The sequence below is a fragment of the Streptomyces sp. NBC_01314 genome (assembly GCF_041435215.1).
Classification (GTDB): domain Bacteria; phylum Actinomycetota; class Actinomycetes; order Streptomycetales; family Streptomycetaceae; genus Streptomyces.
The window spans coordinates 714,083-729,208 of record NZ_CP108394.1 but is presented as its reverse complement, the minus strand read 5'-3'; the positions used below and the strand labels follow the sequence as shown (position 1 = coordinate 729,208).

Below are 15,126 nucleotides of genomic sequence, written 5' to 3'. Positions count from 1 at the left end.
GTCACGGCCGTTCAGGCGGACGGGGCCGAAGTGGTTCTGGGGCGGATCGCCGGTGCACTCGCCGCGCGTCTCCCGGCACGGCCTCCCAGGGCAGGGGACCGGTGCTGTCCGTCCAGGCCCGGAGTGAACCGCCCCGGGTTCGGTAGAGATCTCAGATTGTGGTTGTGACCTGGGGTTTTGTGAGTTCCGTGTAGTAGTTGGTCTCGTACTCGACGGGTGGCACGTGGCCTATCTCACCGTGCAGGCGCCGGTGGCAGTACCAGTCGATCCACTCGGCGGTGGCCAACTCGACCTCGGAGAGGGTCTTCCAGGGCCGTTGAGGCTTGATCAACTCGGTTTTGAACAGGCCGATCGTGCTCTCCATCAGGGCGTTGTCGTATGCGTCGCCGACAGAGCCGATCGAGGCGGCGATGCCGGCCGCATCCAGGTGTTCGGCCAGCTTGAAACTGGTGTACTGGCTGCCCGCGTCGCTGTGATGTATCAACTCGCCCCGAACATGGGGGCGTTCATCGCGGTTGCGTTGCCACAGTGCCATCTCCAGAGCGTCCAGGACCAGCTGGGTCTCCTTCGACGTCGCGGCGGACCAGCCGACGATCCGGCGGGAGAAGGTGTCCACGACGAAGGCGACGTAGACGACGCCGGCCCAGGTCGCCACGTGCGTGAAATCCGCGACCCAGCAGCGGTTCGGTGCGGCGGCGACGAAGTCACGGTCCACTCGGTCCGGTGCCCGATCGGCCTGCTGGTCCGGGATCGTGGTGATGACCCTCTTGCCGCGGACGGCGCCGCTGATGCCCATCTCGCGCATCAGCCGTTCGACGGTGCAGCGGGCCACTGCATGTCCCTGCCGGTTCAGCTCCCGCCAGATCTTCCTTGCCCCGTAGACGCGGTAGTTGGTGGTGTGGACCTGGCGGATCAGTTCCCTGAGTTCGGCGTCCCGCACGAAACGGGTGGACGGGACGGCCAGGCGTTTCTTCTGGGCGTAGTAGGTAGAAGGGGTGATCTTGCAGTCGTGCCCGGTGAGGGTTCTGCAGATCGGCTCGACGCCGCCGAAGCGGTCCCGGTGCTCGTCGATGAACGCTACGAGCGTGTGTGTGGCCGGTCGAGCTCGGCCGCGAAGAAACTCGCCGCCGCCTTCAGGATTTCGTTCGCCCGCTTCAGCTCGGCGTTCTCCTTCTTCAACGCTCTGAGCTGGGCAGATTCCTCCGTTGTCGCCCCCGGACGCACCCCCGCATCGATCTCGTGCTGCTTCAGCCAGTTCCGCAGCGTCTCCCGGGAGCCGATGCCGAGCTTGTCCGTGACCGCCTGCAGAGCGGCCGTCTCGTTGGGGTAGTCGTCGCGCACCTCGGCGACCATGCGCACCGCACGGCGGCGGAGCTCAAGCGGGTAACGGGAAGGTCGTGCCATGACTCGATCCTTTCATGAAATCGAGTCTCCATTCGAAACGGGGCGGTTCAGAGGGCCTCCCGGTCCACGCATACGATCCCGCACCGGTCGGCGTACTCCAGCGCCGGCGCGGTGAAGTCGGTGGTGGTGACCAGACCAGACCAGACCAGACCGGCGACGTCGGCCTCGTGGACGGTGAAGCAGGTGCCGCCGAAGCGCTGCAGATCCTGGGAGCCGACCCGGTGGGGGTCGCTGTAATGCTTGCACTGGACGACGATCCGCCGGCCGTCAGGGGCCACGGCCACCACGTCGGTGCCCAGGTCCCCGGCTCCTCCCACGACGGCCGCTTCCCGTGCCGCCTCGTCGAGCGCCGCCGCGGCCCGGCGTGCCGCTCTTGCGACGTGCAGTCGGCGCCGCAGGCCCAGGAAGCCCGCGACACCCACAACAACCAGGACGAACACCCAGGCAGGACGCCGTTCGACAGCGCCGGCCACCGTGTGGGCCGTGAGACACACCGGGTGCCCAAGATCGAGAGCTTCACCGTTCCGCGCGCGCTCCGTCGGTATCCGTGGGAGAGACACCTGCTCCTGCCAGGGCGACTGCCACCTGATGGGAGGATGTGGCCATGGCGTGGTTGAAGGAACGCGGGTGGCGGGCGGTCGAGTTGGTGGCCGTGGTGGGTGCGGCGGTGGCGTTGAGCGCCTGCGGCCCCGGGGGCTCCGGGGGCCCCGGTGGCTCCGGTGGCTCCGGCGAGAGTGACTCCGGCGAAGGGGGCTCGGGGAGCCGGGAGGCGCGGTACAAGCGGGTCATCGAGGACCCGCATCCGCGTCCCGCCGACGTCGTCGAAGCGGCCGGCGCACCGACCGGCGTGGTCCGCGCGGGCGACGGCTCGCTGCTGCTGACGTACGACCTCGGCAATGTCGAGGACGACGAGGGGCCGGCCGCCACCGCCTGGCGCATCGTCGGCCGCGACGGCCGTACGGTCGCCGAGCACGCGGAACACACGAACGCGGAGGCGGCGCGGATCGGGTTCAAGGGGGTGCGCGGCGGCTTCGTGCGCGTGCCGCCGGGGGAGGGGAGCGAGGGAGCGTACGCCCTCGACGTGCAGGGCAAGCGGCACAAGGTCGTCGTCACCGAGAACCCGTTGCGCACCCGCCCCGGCGACATCCTCCTCGCCCAGCTGGAGCCGACCCTCGTCTACCGCCCCGCCACGCGGACCGTGGCGCCCCCGGCCGACGTGCCGGACGACGCCATCAGCTTCGCCGTCGACGAACAGGGCACGATCTGGAGCCTGGAGCAGTCCCTGACCGACGCCCCCCACCGGGTCGTATGGCAGCGCGACGGTCGAACCCTGGGCTCCAAGGCCGTCCCGCAGCCCTACGCGGGGGACGGCCTCGCCGCGCGGGGTGGTACCGCGGCGCTGGCCCTCACCACGGACGAGGGCGTGCGCGGCCTGTTCGTGACGACGGACGACGGCGAACACTGGCGAACGGTCCTCGCCGACGGCATTCCCTGGAAGGAGCTGAAGCGTGGCCAGGAGTTGCTGGTCCTGGAGGTGCTCGCGGACGGGAGGCTGCTCGTCGGCGAGGAAGGCGGCCGCTACTGGCTCGCCGACGACCGCACCAACAGCGCCTTCCAGGAACTGAAGACACCGGTGACCTTCACATCGTTCACCGTCGACGGCACGACGCTCTACGGCATCGCGGACGCGACGACGGCGACGTACGACCTGGTGAAGGGCGAGGGGCTGTGGACTTCGCGTGACGGCGGACACGAGTGGCAGCGCTACGAGGCGCGCGGGTAGCGCGCGGGTACGGCCGTACGGGCGGGCGCACGCATCCGACATGAGGCAGGGGAGAAAACCCTTCTCCTCACGGGTCGGTGATATCGAGCGACCCTGGACTGCGCCGTGACACGGCTTGCGCCTCCTGACGTCCTGGGCCGCCGGCCAGAACCGGATGCCGTCCGGCAGCACATCTGTGCTGTGTCGGCGGCCAGACCTGGCAGGGCGCATTCGGTGAGGGCCAGCTCGCGGATCCTGGCGCCCCGGAGCAGAGGCACTTCGTCGAAGTGGCATTCGTCCAGGACGACCGGTACGGGGATCTCGGCGAACTGCAGATCCAGCCTGCCCGTGATGCGGGCGCCGGTCAGGCGCAGTGCCGGGCGGTCACCCGGAGCGGGGTCTGCCCCGGCCCCCAGCAGCAGCGCTGCGATGACCTCGGCCCGCACCGCGGGTTCCCCCGGTTGCGGGGCGTCGCGGACATCGACAGCGCCGCCCCGGGCGAAGGATTCCCACAACTGACGCTCACCAACGTTGAGTTCGTCGAGACGCATGATCGACGATCTTCCCGGTACGGGCCCGCCCAGGACAAGCCCCGATGAAGCCAGGCCCGATGAAGCCAGGCCCCGTGAACGAGGCACCCACGAGCCAACCCGCGCCGACCAGCGTCCCCGCCCACGAGTACTCGGATACGCCCGCAGGGGCCGAGACACGCACCCCGGCAACCGGGCGTTGTCCGGGGGCCGTTCGGCCCATGGGAACCTTGCTCCGACAGTGATCGTGATCGGCATCGTCGCGTTGCAGTTGACCCGCTCCGCTCCTGGCGTGGGTACCACGCGGCGGTCCGGGTTTCGAGGGCCAGGTTGTAGACCTTGCGCACGCATCCGAAGGTGCGCGACAGCTCCGCTGCCTGCGCATCGTCCGGAGCGAAGCGGTCCATGAGCCCGCGTGCCCTGTGGTCGGCTGGTCCGCGCGCTGAGCCGAACGAAAATCCCTAATGCCCGGCGGTACGTGTGGTGAGGTCTTCGTCCGTGATGGGCCGGACCACGCGGCAGGGTGTTCCGAGCGCGACGGTCATCGGGGGAATGCTGTGGCTGACGACGCTGCCGGCGCCGATGACCGACCCGTAGCCGATCCGGACGCCGGGCAGCACCACCGCGTTGCTGCCGATCCACACCTTGTCCTCGATGACGATCGGTTCGGAGAAACGCCCGAAGTCAGCGCGTCGGGAGGGATGCACCGGGTGACCCGTCGTGGTCAGTGTCACGCTGGGAGCGATCATGACATCGTTGCCTATGCGGATGTCCACGTCGTCGACGAACGTCAGGTTCACGTTCCCGAAGAAGTCGTCGCCGATGTGCACGTTGCTGCCGAAGCCGGCGTGGAACGGCGGCAGCAGCACCGTGCGTTCACCGACCGAGCCGAAGATCGACACGAGGAGCGAGCGACGCTTGTCCGTTTCGCCCGGTGGTGTGTGGTTGTACTCGAAGATCTGCTCTGTGCGGCGCCGAGGGGCCTGAAAGGCCGCTTCCGACTCGGTGTAGACGAGCCCCTTGGCTATGCGGGCCAGGACTTCTTCCTTGTGCGTATCCGTCAAAGCGGGACGCTCCCTTCGTCGAACGGCTTGGGCACAGGCCCGGGGTGCCCCCAAGCCATGGTGCGAGCCCAGGCTATCGGCGCGGCCGGCGGTCAGTGGGAGATCTCCGGGCAGTCGGGGAGCCCGCCGGCCAGGTCGGCGCGACGGCGCCGACGCAAGCCCTCTGGGCCACGAAGTCGATGTCGTCCGACTCGCGGATCAGGCCGGCGTCCACGGCGGCTCGTACGCCGTCCCGGACGAACTGCAGCCATCCGTCGTCCTCGACCACCGAACACGGACCGTCTTCCCGCCGTCCGCCAGTTGCCGAGCCGCGGCGTGCGGCAGGCACATGCGCGGCCACAGTGCATGGCCGCTCCGTATGCCTCGTCGACCCCCTCGTATCGCCCGAGACGAACAAGTGCTGCTCTGCGCCTGGGTCCTGGTTGCGGACCTCGTGATCGAATGTGGCCGACAGATGTGGAACCCAAGGGATGGAGTCGTGATGGACCGTTGCGTCAACGCACACGAGGTCGTGCTCGCCCCGCTGCCACTGGACGAGCACGACGTTCTCGCCGGAAGCCCAGTGGCGGCGGCGAAGACTCTCGGTGAGTTCGGCGGCACGGAACTCGGACTGTGGACGCTGACGGCCGGCACGGTCCGCGATGTCGAGGCCGACGAGGTCTTCGTCGTGCTGGAGGGAGACGCGACCCTGCGCTTCGAGACCGGCGAAAGCATCGAGCTGACCCCCGGCGCCGTCGTCCGCCTGCACGCGGGTGAGCGAACCGAGTGGGAGGTCCGCTCACCCCTGCGAAAGGTCTACCTGGCCGGCGGCTGACGCCCCGCAGGGGGCGCCGCACGGACACTCGGGACGTCGGCGCGGACGGTCGAGACGGTTTCCGCGGTGACGCTCCACGCCGGCCTCGTACGCGCATCCCGGGTCCGGCCGCTTCGATCAGGTAGGCCGGCCGATCTTCGACGGCGACCGGCGCCGCGGCCAACTGCGCTGTTAGCCTTGCCCCTTTGACCGAGGGGGAGAAGACAGCACGTGACATCGAGTGTGTTTCGTATCGGTGGGGAACTGGAAGTACGGCGTCTCGGGTTCGGGGGCATGCACCTGCCGACGGAGCCGGGCCCTGCCCGCGAGACGTCTCTCACGGTCGCCCGGCGGGCCGTCGAGCTGGGCGTGACTCTGATCGACACCGCGTATCTCTACGGCTGGGGAGCCAACGAGGAACTCCTGGCCGAGGCACTGCACCCCTACCCCGATGGGCTGTTGCTCACCACCAAGGTCGGCATTGCCCGATCGGGCCCGGCAGACGAGTGGAAGCTCGACGGACGGCCGGCTGTACTGCGGGAGCAGGTCGATCAGGCTCTGCGCCGACTGCGCGTCGAGCGGATCGAACTGCTTCAGCTGCACCGTATCGATCCGCAGACGCCGCTCGCCGACCAGCTCGGCACGCTGCGGGACCTGCGGACCGAGGGCAAGATCGGCCACGTCGGGCTGTCCGAGGTCACCGTCGAAGAGCTCGCGGAGGCACGGGAAGTCGTCGACATCGCAAGTGTGCAGAACCGCTACAACCTGCTCGACCGCGAGCACGAGCCTGTCCTCATGGCCTGCGAAGCGGCAGGGATCGCCTTCCTGCCGTGGCGCCCCGTCGCCTGGGGGGACTCGGGGGAGAGGGCAGAGGTCGCCGCCGTGGCGGTCGAGGTCGACGCCACCCCCACGCAAGTAGCGCTCGCCTGGCTCCTCGGCCACTCACCGGTCATCCTCCCCATCCCGGGCACCGCCCGGATCGATCACCTGGAGGAGAACTTCGCCGCGGAACACCTCCACCTGACCCCCGCCCACCGCGATCGCCTCAACCGCCTGACCCAGCCGACATGAGCTTCGCCCCTTCGGTCAAGATCGGAACCAGTTGAGGAGTGAGAGGCGGCGTCCGTGACGGAGCCGACGGAAACCTGTCGACGACGATTCCGTACGTTCCAATGATTCCGCCGTACGTTCCGACGATTCCGTACGTCCTCATCTCCTCACCGGCTGATCCGACGCGGAACCGCCACCGCGACGAGCTTGTCCGGGTTGCGGACGGCGTAGATGCTGGTGATCATCCCGTCGATGATCTCGACCAGGAAGACGCCTACGGGATGGTCGCCGCTGTGGACCACCACCGCGGGCGTGTTGTTGCAGTTGGTCACCTCGATCCGCAGGTCCGCCGGCTGTCCCCTGCGGAAGATGCTCATGAGGACCGCGGCCACCTTCTCCGCCCCCACCACCGGACGCCGCGCCGCGGTGGTCTTGCCGCCGCTGTCCGCGGTCCAGGTGGCGTCCGGTGCGAGCATCGAGAGCAGCCCGTGCAGGTCACCGGTTGCCGCCGCGGATATGAACCGCTCGGTGATCCGCGCGGTCTTCGCCGCGTCGAACGGCTCGAAGCGCTTACGCCGCGCTCGCACGTGCTCGCGGGCGCGGTGCGCCACCTGGCGCACCGTCACCACGGACTTGCCCACCGCCCCGGCGATCTCGCCGTGGTCGAAGCCGAACACCTCGCGCAGCACGAACACCGCACGCTCATCGGGGGTGAGTGTTTCGAGCAGCACGAGCATCGCCATCGACACCGACTCGGCGAGCACCACATCGGCCGACGCGTCTCTCTCGTCGAGCAGCAGCGGTTCGGGCAGCCACGGGCCGATGTAGTCCTCGCGACGGCGCGCACTCGCCCGCAGCGCGTTGAGCGCCTGACGGGTCACCAACTGTGCCAGGTATGACTTGGTGTCCCGCACCGCCGCGAGGTCGACGTCGGCCCACCGTAGGTAGCCGTCCTGCAGCACGTCGTCGGCCTCGGTTGCCGAGCCGAGTATCTCGTAGACGATCGTGAACAGCAGCGGCCGTAACAGGGTGAACCGTTCGGCGTGCTCTTCGGTGCTCACGGGGAGGTGACCTCCTGTGAAGCGGAGGTCGACGGTTGCTCGGGGCGCGGGCCGCCCTTGGGCCAGCCCATGGAACCCGGTTTGCGGGCCTCGCGGCGGATCCTCTTCGACACCACGAACCTGCAGGTCACCTCCTTGATCGCCGCGCCCAGGCGGCCGCTGACGTAGACGTTCACCGCGGTGTCGTCCTTGCGGGCGAGCTGTCGGACGGCGGCGCCTCGGCCGAGGCTGACGCACGCCCCCGTGAAGGCCAGGTCGATCACCGCCGGTTCGGTCCCCGCGATGCGGCTCAGCACTGTGTCGGCCGCCCGTGCGCCGAGCGGCCCGGCGGCGAAGCCGCTCATCCGCAGCGGCCGGCCCGACGGTGCTGCGGCGTCGCCGGCCGCGACGATACGGTCGTTGTCGACGCTGGTCAGCGTCTCGTCGGTGAGTAGCCGGCCGAGCGTGTCGGTGCGCAGCCCGCTCGCCGCGGCCAGTTCCGCCACGCCGAAACCTGCCGCCCAGATGGTCAGTGCGCTCCGACGCACCGCGCCCTCGGCAGAACCTTCGCCAGGACCGTTGGCTAGGGCGACCGCATCCGGCCGGACCTCGCTCACCACGTCTGCCTCCAGCACGGTGACGCCGTGCCGGGTCAGCCACTTGGCGACGTATCGGCGCGCCGGCGCGCTGAGGGAGGGTGCCAGGGTCCGGCCACACACCAGTGTGACCATGCGTCCCTGCTCGGCCAGTTCGGCGGCCGTCTCGATGCCGGTCAACCCGCCGCCTACCACGGTGACCGGAGCATCGAGGGGCAACTCCTCCAGCCTGGCGCGCAGCCGCTGAGCGGACTCGAATTCAGCGAGGGGGAGGGCGAATTCGACCGCACCGGGTACCGATGACAGTGTCGCCGCGGTGCTGCCGACCGCGTAGATGACGTAGTCGTAGTCCAGGGTGCGGCCCGACGCCAGCTGCACGGTGCGGGCGGCGGAGTCGATGCGCGTGGCGCTGTCGACGAGCAGCTCGATGCCCTGTCCGAGCAGCGTGCCGTAGTCGATCGTGGCGTCGCCGGTACGGGCCACGAACTGGTGCAGCCGGATGCGTTCGACGAATTTCGGTCGGGGATTGATCAAAGTGATGTCGACGTCGGCGCGCATCCGCAGACGGTTGGCCGCGAGGGTTCCGGCGTAACCACCGCCGATGACCACGACCTTGCTGGGGTCGTTGCTGTGTTCAGTCATGCCCTCAGGACACCGCGGACCGCCGAGACGTGACACGATCCGACGTGATGCACGTCACACTCGTTGAGGGCCGCGGAAGGACGCCGACCGGGGCGGTTGGGGTGGCCGGATCGACGGTGGGGAGTAGGGGAAGTCGGGGAAATAGCTGAGGCAGGTGACGTCGTAGCAGCGTCCATCGGCCGTCGCCCGGGCCGATCAGGATCTCCAGGTCGCCCGGCCGCCAGTGCCCCCGTTTGCGTCAACCATTCGCTGACGTCGCGTAGTTGGGCGGCGGTGACGAGCTTTGCGTCGTCGGCGGGGCCCCAGGCCCGTGGGGGGAGAGGCGAAGAGCGGTGACGATGCACGGCATGCGGCATCCATCATGGTGAGGTCCCGTCTCGACAACGCTCGCATCCCGGGGCCCGTTCGTTTTTGGCCGCTGCCGCTGAACGTGTGCCCGAGGTTCGCGTCATCGTCGGGCACCTGGTCGGCGTACGCCAGGCCGAATATGTCGTTGATCCGCTCGTTGTCCGCCGCGTAGGTTCCCCCGCATGACAAACGTACGGATCGGTGTGATGCACGACCGCGACTGGGACCCGGAAGGGCTGCCCGACTTCGCGCGACGGGCCGAGGCGCTCGGCGTGAACGACCTGTGGGTGGTGGAGGACCTCGGCTGGAACGGCGGCGTGTCTGCGGCGGCCGTGGCCCTGGGCGCGACACACCGCCTGCGGGTGGGCATCGGCATCGCCCCGGCCCCACTACGCAGCCCCGCGTTGCTGGCGATGGAACTGGCCACGCTGGCCCGGGTGTTCCCCGGCCGGCTGGTGGCCGGCATCGGGCACGGCGTGCGGGAGTGGATGGCCCAGGTCGGCGTCGCACCCCGCTCCCCGCTGGCCCTGCTGGAGGAGACGATCACTTCCGTGCGCGCGCTGCTGCGCGGTGAGAGAGTCACCGTGACGGGGCGCGAAGTACAGCTGGACGGAGTCAAGTTGGTGCATCCTCCGGCCGAGGTCCCGCCGGTCGTCGCGGGCGTGGTGCGTCCCCGCTCCCTCGAACTGTCCGGCCGGGTCGCCGACGGCACGCTGGTCGCCGAGGGCCACGGTCCGCGCGATCTGGAACACATCCGCGAGCTGACCGCCAAGGGCGCCACCGGCGACCACACCCTGACCGTCTTCGCCTTCGCGTGCGTCGGCGACGACCCCGAAGAGGTGGCCCGCACCCTCCACCCCCACACCGAGGGGCACGGCGCCTGGCTGGGCCGCCCCCAGGAAGAGGTCTTCACCGTGTCCGGCGACGCCACCCGAGCCGCCGACGGCATCCGCGAACTCGCGGCGGCCGGCGCGGACACGGTCGTCCTGCGCTTCGTGGGCGAGGATCCGCTGGGTCAACTGGAGGCCGTGCTCGGAGCCTGGCACGCACCCTCGGTCTGAGGTCTGAGGCCTCCTAGCCGATCCGGGCACACGACTCTGCGTATGGTCGGGATCGACTCCCAGCGGTCCCCGGCACAGGCACGCTAGTGCTCAGAGCTACTCGGCCCGGTTTCCGTGTCCTTCTCGCCCTGGGCCTTCGCGGCGGCGGGGCGCAGGGTCTTGGCGCTGTCCTTGAGGCGCTCCAGCGTGCGTGTCAGCTGCTGGAACGCGGACGTCGTCGGCGCCCCGGACGGCTGCTGCGCGGCGGGAGCGGCCTCGGCGGCCTCGCGGTAGGCGGCGAGGGCCTCGTGGGCGCGCTCGGTCGCCTCCCGGTACAGATCCCGGGACTCCGTCATGGCCTTCAGGGCCTCGGCGTACACGGCCACCCGCTGCCGTTCCCGGGCGAGGTCCTCCTCGACAGTCAGGAGGTGCCAGTCCTTGCGCAGCGAGGTCAGGGCTTCGTCGGCACCGTCCGGCAGCGGCCGTGCCAGGGCGGCGAACCGCGTCACCGCCGCGACGAGGTCGGCCGGCTCCGAACCGTCCAGGAACACCGTGCGTACGGTGAAGTCCTCGGCGTCGTAGCCGGACGGGGCCGGGGCGCCGGGCAGCACCGCAGCACCGCCACGCGGCACCTCCACGTCGAACTCCCGCAGCGCCCAGTTCACGACCCGCAGCTGATGAGGCGCGGCCCGGTGTTCCACGACGCGGTGACGCAGGCCCGGCGGCAGCCATCGTGTCAGGGGCAGCCGACCGCGCTCGTCCGTCGTCATCGCCTCGTGGACGACGACGTGGACACACCAGCCGCCGTGCCCGGAGCCCCTGAGCAGGCGCCGTATGTCCTTGTCGTCATCGGGCAGGGTGTTGATCCTGCTCAGTGACACGCCTGTGGCGGCGTCGTGGTCCCAGTCGCCGTACTCCGGCCAGAACCGGGTGACGGGGGACGGCCATGCCGGGTCCCACGGCTGTTCCGCCTCCGCGAGCAGGGTCCACTCCCGTCCGGCGCCCAGGTCGGGCGCGAGGCTCAGCCGGGCGCGTACGGTCACCTCGTCGGGAACCCGCCAACGGGCCTCGAAGACCCGCTCCGGTGAGTCGCCCCCGGCGTCGGGCAACTCCAGGAAGTCGTCGATGACCTGGCTTTCCTTGAGCTGCCGCAGGGTGCGACGGAGTACGTCTTCCGCGTCGGGTCCGACGTGGCGGCCGCGAGCCGGCCACACCGTGGGAGGAGTCGTGGGACGGGCTGAGGGGGAAGTCGGCATGAGTCCATCGGGGAGGCAGGGGGCACACGTGCGCATACCAGTATCCTCGCCGCGGCACGACGCAGATCACCCGGGGTCCGGTCCGGCCTCCCGCCCGTGCCGCGAGGCCGAGAACACTGCCGTCGGCGCCCTTCGCCCGACCGTCAATCCAGGGATGGAGCGGGGGAGTAGCTGAGGTCCTGGACCGTGAGCGAGGTGGGCGTCAGACGCAGCCACCTCGTGCCCCGATCGCTCGGGTCGTCGTACAGATAGCCCACGAACCGCGCATCCCACAGAGCCTCGTCCGCTCCCAGATAGCGGGTGAGCTTACGTCGGCCTCTCGGCACGTCGAACGGTACGAGCTCGGCCTTCCCCCGGGCGATGACCTGTTGCACACGTCCCGTCACGAGATCGCACTCGTCGACCACGAGCGCGACGTTCGGGTCGTTCTTCACGCGGTCGAACAGGCGGGCCCACGGGCCCGTCAGTACCCAGAATGCGCCGTCCTCCCACAGAAACCAGACCGGGCGCACCGTTGGCCCATTGGTGGCAATGCGAGCGGTGAGCGGCTGCCGCAGGAACCTGTCCACATCGAAGCTACGAGCTGTCACATCGCCAATCCTGTGGTGCCCCGCGCATCTTGCCTACCGCCCTGCGACCTAGGACCGGAGCCTCATGGAAGGCCGAGCGGGCCGTGACACGGACTGGCGCCCGCGCATTCCGATGCCCACGCTCGTCGGCGCGGGGGCGGCGAGTGCGCGGGCCTGTTCGGACGAGCGTAAAATGCGATGGCACCGCCCTCGCCCCTGCTGGGCGAGACTGACCGGAAGGCACGTCGCATATGACCGGGCAACGCGACCGTTGGGCGGAACTGACCGGCGGACAAGGCGGAGAGGAATACGCCCGGCGTTTCGCGCGGCTCGCCGCATCCGGTCACGACATCCACGGCGAGGCGGCCTTCTGCGCCGCGCTGCTGGAGCCCGCCGCCCGGCTACTCGACGCCGGCTGCGGCACCGGTCGGATCGCGATCCGGCTCGCCGAACTGGGCCACCAGTGCACCGGCGTGGACGTCGACCCCTCGATGCTCGCCGTCGCCCGCCGCAACGCCCCCACACAGGAGTGGCTTCTCGGCGACCTGGCCCGCCTGGACACGCTCGGCCTGAACCCGGGCTTCGACCTGGCACTCGCCGCCGGAAACGTCATCCCTCTGCTGGCCCCCGGCACCGAAGCAGCCGTCGTCCGGCAACTGGCCGCCGTGCTGCGTCCCGGCGGGCTGCTGGTCACGGGTATGGGACTGGACGCGGCACACCTGCCGCTGTCCGAACCGCCTTTGACCCTCACGGAGTTCGACCACTGGTGCGCCCAGGCCGGACTGACCCTGCGGCAACGCTACGCGACCTGGAGCGGCGATCCCTACTACCAAGGCTGCGGCTATGCCGTCAGCGTGCACTCCCGCCCCGCCACCTGATTCCGCGCCTGCCTGACGAGTCCGCCTGGTTGCCGAAGCCGCAGGCCCCCGCGAAGCTTCTCCCCGATGATGTCGACCGGCCGGTCGAAGGCGGCTGGCCCAGGTCCAGCGGGGCGGGCATCTGCAAGCCTCGAACGTCGCCGTGACGTTTCCGCCGCTCACTGCCGGGGTGGCCGATCTCCGGTACTCGTTCGCGCTGGATGTCGCTCCATGCAGCGACGGCGCTCCGGACTCGCGGCGGTCGGAAGGCGCTCTGGACTCGCGGCGGTCGGAAAACGTGTTGGCCGACTGCCGCTGTGCTGCGACGATTCCACTGTTTCCCAAGGTGGAGGACATTTGTTCGTTTTCGTATGTGCGGGGTGTGGCGCCAGGCTGACCGCTCCGCTGTTCCAGGTCGCCCTGCCGGTCCACGCCCATCAGAAGTACGGGAACGGGCTACAGCTCCCGGTGCTCATGGAGTCGGGCACGTACGCCGTGGAACCGGAGCCCTGGGGGCCGCCGTGGCGGAGGTGGGAGGAAATCGACCCGGACGAGGCGGCGGCCCGCGGCATCCATGCGCCGGTCTTCGCTCTGTCCGACGCCGAGCCCGGCGCGGTCGTCATCGCACCCGGAGACACACGCGGCACCGTGCTGATCCCGGAGAAGGGCGGCGGCTACTGCTGCGGTCTCGACGGGGCCGACGGCCCCAACATGGCCTGCGAGGCGTGCGGCCTGCCCGTGGCGAGCAGGATCGACGACTGCTCGCTCTGGCAGGCGGTGTGGCTCGCCCCGAATGCCGTGCGTCGCCGCCGCGTCGACGCCGTCGGCGCTGCACCGCTCTCCTGGGCGGAGCTGACGGCAGAGGCGAAGGGCACGCCCCCGTTCGAGCCGATCACCAGGTGGGGATCGCCGTCGGGGCCGAACCAGTGGTGGTCATGGAGCCCGCAGTGGGAGGCGGCAGCCGGCCGGGCGCTCGCCCACCTGCTCGTGGCCTCGGAGGGCCGACCGGTGACCGTTCCGGGTGGCCTGATCACGGAAATGTTCCAACGCGCCCTCGACGCCCTGCTGCCCGCGGGTCCACCGGCGCGCGGCGCCGTCCTGGCGGGACCAGGGCTGCCCGCCCCCGAGAGGGACGCCGACATCCTCCTCGTACCGGTCCATCCGCGGACAGGGGAGACCTGGGCCCCGGTGGACCCGGTCGCCTCGGCCTACCCGGTGCCGCTGCCGTTCGGGGTGTGGCTGTGGTTGGCCTTCTCCCAGCCGCATCTGCCCGTCCCCGCGTCGGGAGTCATGCCTGACGGCGTCCTCCGCGACGACCCGCCCGCGCCGCGCCCCCGGTACCTGTTCCGGGTGGACCGGGAGGTGTTCCAGCACACCCTGGTCCGGCTGTCGGCTGTTCGCAGCCCGTGGCTGCGCGACATCCTTGCGAACGTCACACAGTTCATGTACGTCGGCCTCTTCTAGCCTGCCGACATTCAGACATGCTGATACAAGGCCAGCCGCCGCCGTCCCGTCCCGACCTGTCCATCGTCGTGCGGTTGCGGCGGCGTACGCACGTCCGAAGCCGGAACGACGAGAAGCTGACCGTCGTAATCGTGTTGTGGTGGCCAAGCTGGAGCGCTACCACGCCTACCGCAACGCGCCCGCGAGCGGGCGGGCCAACGCCGCCCTGGCCCCGCACAGCCGCTGGCAGGAGACCTACGCCGGGCCGTCCATGGACCGGCCCTTCCCGCCGGCGCTGTTCGTCTTCGCCCCGGCCCCGCGCGTCACCGACTGACTCACGAACGCGTCGACAATCGCTGTCCCCGGAGATGTACGAAGCCACCGCGGTGGCCGGAGGCCTCGCGGGGGCGTACTACGGATTGGATGCAATCCCCGCCCGCTGGACCCAGCCGCTCCATGTCCCCCTCCCAGGATTCAACGAACGGGTGCTGCACCTGGCGGATCTGCTCCACCTTGCACACCGCCTCGAAACCACTCACGCCGATGATCCGCTGACAGACAGGGGCTGTTGACGAGACAGGGGTGATAGCCCGCATAGACGGGGAGCTGGTGATCTGGCGCGACGGGGCGCTGGACTTCGGCGCCGTGCAGGCGCGGGCGGCCTCGACGTCGGCGGCGCCGACGCGGGCCCACGCGCTCGTCGGGGACCTCCCGGCTTCCTGTCGGACATCG

The 15,126-nt window shown here is 70.0% G+C and carries 15 protein-coding genes and 2 pseudogenes; 9 read left to right on the top strand and 8 right to left on the bottom strand.

The features are described 5' to 3' along the window. Positions 1-151: 151 nt before the first annotated feature. Positions 152-1,404, bottom strand: a protein-coding gene (locus OG622_RS03370; RefSeq protein WP_371572294.1) for an IS3 family transposase whose coding sequence is annotated in 2 segments (ribosomal slippage) — positions 152-1,122 and positions 1,122-1,404 — 1,254 coding nt in all. Because the reading frame shifts where the segments join, the coding sequence is not laid out codon by codon here. A 47-nt stretch (positions 1,405-1,451) separates the two neighbouring features. Then, positions 1,452-1,898: a restriction endonuclease gene (locus OG622_RS03365; protein ID WP_371573122.1), complete on the bottom strand. Its 447-nt coding sequence runs from the start codon at positions 1,896-1,898 to the stop codon at positions 1,452-1,454. 110 nt (positions 1,899-2,008) lie between these two features. On the opposite strand from OG622_RS03365, the gene OG622_RS03360 reads away from it, so the two are divergent. Together OG622_RS03360 and OG622_RS03355 are read left to right on the top strand one after the other, a co-directional pair. Next, positions 2,009-3,187: a hypothetical protein gene (locus OG622_RS03360; RefSeq protein WP_371573120.1), complete on the top strand. Its 1,179-nt coding sequence runs from the start codon at positions 2,009-2,011 to the stop codon at positions 3,185-3,187. Between the two features lie 266 nt (positions 3,188-3,453). Next, positions 3,454-3,765, top strand: coding sequence for a hypothetical protein (locus OG622_RS03355; protein ID WP_371584466.1), 312 nt, complete (start codon positions 3,454-3,456; stop codon positions 3,763-3,765). A gap of 212 nt (positions 3,766-3,977) precedes the next feature. On the opposite strand, the pseudogene OG622_RS03350 reads toward OG622_RS03355, so the two are convergent. Together OG622_RS03350 and OG622_RS03345 are read right to left on the bottom strand one after the other, a co-directional pair. Beyond that, positions 3,978-4,103, bottom strand: a pseudogene (locus tag OG622_RS03350) (helix-turn-helix domain-containing protein); the annotation flags it as partial. Positions 4,104-4,157: 54 nt separating this feature from the next. Beyond that, positions 4,158-4,760 carry a sugar O-acetyltransferase gene (locus tag OG622_RS03345; RefSeq protein ID WP_371573117.1) on the bottom strand — a complete coding sequence of 201 codons (603 nt, stop codon included), beginning with the start codon at positions 4,758-4,760 and terminating at the stop codon, positions 4,158-4,160. A gap of 481 nt (positions 4,761-5,241) precedes the next feature. Between OG622_RS03345 and OG622_RS03340 the strand changes: the two genes are divergently transcribed. Further along, the gene (locus OG622_RS03340; protein ID WP_371573114.1) at positions 5,242-5,574 is read left to right on the top strand and encodes a cupin domain-containing protein; all 333 of its coding nucleotides are present in this window, start codon (positions 5,242-5,244) and stop codon (positions 5,572-5,574) included. 210 nt (positions 5,575-5,784) lie between these two features. Next, positions 5,785-6,624, top strand: coding sequence for an aldo/keto reductase (locus tag OG622_RS03335; protein WP_371573112.1), 840 nt, complete (start codon positions 5,785-5,787; stop codon positions 6,622-6,624). A gap of 146 nt (positions 6,625-6,770) precedes the next feature. Here OG622_RS03335 and OG622_RS03330 read toward each other — a convergent pair whose 3' ends face one another. Continuing rightward, the gene (locus tag OG622_RS03330) at positions 6,771-7,664 is read right to left on the bottom strand and encodes an RNA polymerase sigma-70 factor (protein ID WP_371573110.1); all 894 of its coding nucleotides are present in this window, start codon (positions 7,662-7,664) and stop codon (positions 6,771-6,773) included. Continuing rightward, a complete protein-coding gene (locus tag OG622_RS03325) occupies positions 7,661-8,881 on the bottom strand; it encodes an NAD(P)/FAD-dependent oxidoreductase (protein WP_371573108.1) in 1,221 nt (406 codons plus the stop codon). The genes OG622_RS03330 and OG622_RS03325 overlap by 4 nt, the downstream gene beginning before the upstream one ends. Before the next feature lie 530 nt (positions 8,882-9,411). Here OG622_RS03325 and OG622_RS03320 point away from each other — a divergent pair. Continuing rightward, a complete protein-coding gene (locus OG622_RS03320) occupies positions 9,412-10,290 on the top strand; it encodes an LLM class flavin-dependent oxidoreductase (protein ID WP_371573106.1) in 879 nt (292 codons plus the stop codon). An 83-nt stretch (positions 10,291-10,373) separates the two neighbouring features. On the opposite strand, the gene OG622_RS03315 is transcribed toward OG622_RS03320, so the two are convergent. Further along, entirely contained in the window at positions 10,374-11,525 is a 1,152-nt protein-coding gene (locus OG622_RS03315; RefSeq protein WP_371573105.1) for a hypothetical protein, read from the bottom strand. Between the two features lie 143 nt (positions 11,526-11,668). Beyond that, positions 11,669-12,094 (bottom strand): pyridoxamine 5'-phosphate oxidase family protein, encoded by a 426-nt coding sequence (locus OG622_RS03310; protein ID WP_371573103.1) that lies wholly within the window; start codon positions 12,092-12,094, stop codon positions 11,669-11,671. 251 nt (positions 12,095-12,345) lie between these two features. Between OG622_RS03310 and OG622_RS03305 the strand changes: the two genes are divergently transcribed. The 4 genes and pseudogenes from OG622_RS03305 to OG622_RS03290 all read left to right on the top strand — a co-directional run. Continuing rightward, positions 12,346-12,972, top strand: coding sequence for a class I SAM-dependent methyltransferase (locus OG622_RS03305; protein WP_371573101.1), 627 nt, complete (start codon positions 12,346-12,348; stop codon positions 12,970-12,972). Positions 12,973-13,308: 336 nt separating this feature from the next. Further along, positions 13,309-14,415, top strand: coding sequence for a hypothetical protein (locus OG622_RS03300; RefSeq protein ID WP_371573099.1), 1,107 nt, complete (start codon positions 13,309-13,311; stop codon positions 14,413-14,415). A 139-nt stretch (positions 14,416-14,554) separates the two neighbouring features. After that, positions 14,555-14,728, top strand: coding sequence for a hypothetical protein (locus tag OG622_RS03295; protein ID WP_371584465.1), 174 nt, complete (start codon positions 14,555-14,557; stop codon positions 14,726-14,728). Between the two features lie 49 nt (positions 14,729-14,777). Beyond that, positions 14,778-14,966 (top strand): annotated as a pseudogene (locus tag OG622_RS03290) (hypothetical protein); the annotation flags it as partial. Between the last annotated feature and the right edge of the window lie 160 nt (positions 14,967-15,126).

Coding starts and splice junctions, on each gene's coding strand:
- OG622_RS03360 (WP_371573120.1), top strand. CDS start 2,009: ATGGCGTGGTTGAAGGAACGCGGGTGGCGGGCGGTCGAGTTGGTGGCC.
- OG622_RS03340 (WP_371573114.1), top strand. CDS start 5,242: ATGGACCGTTGCGTCAACGCACACGAGGTCGTGCTCGCCCCGCTGCCA.
- OG622_RS03325 (WP_371573108.1), bottom strand. CDS start 8,881: ATGACTGAACACAGCAACGACCCCAGCAAGGTCGTGGTCATCGGCGGT.
- OG622_RS03320 (WP_371573106.1), top strand. CDS start 9,412: ATGACAAACGTACGGATCGGTGTGATGCACGACCGCGACTGGGACCCG.
- OG622_RS03315 (WP_371573105.1), bottom strand. CDS start 11,525: ATGCCGACTTCCCCCTCAGCCCGTCCCACGACTCCTCCCACGGTGTGG.
- OG622_RS03305 (WP_371573101.1), top strand. CDS start 12,346: ATGACCGGGCAACGCGACCGTTGGGCGGAACTGACCGGCGGACAAGGC.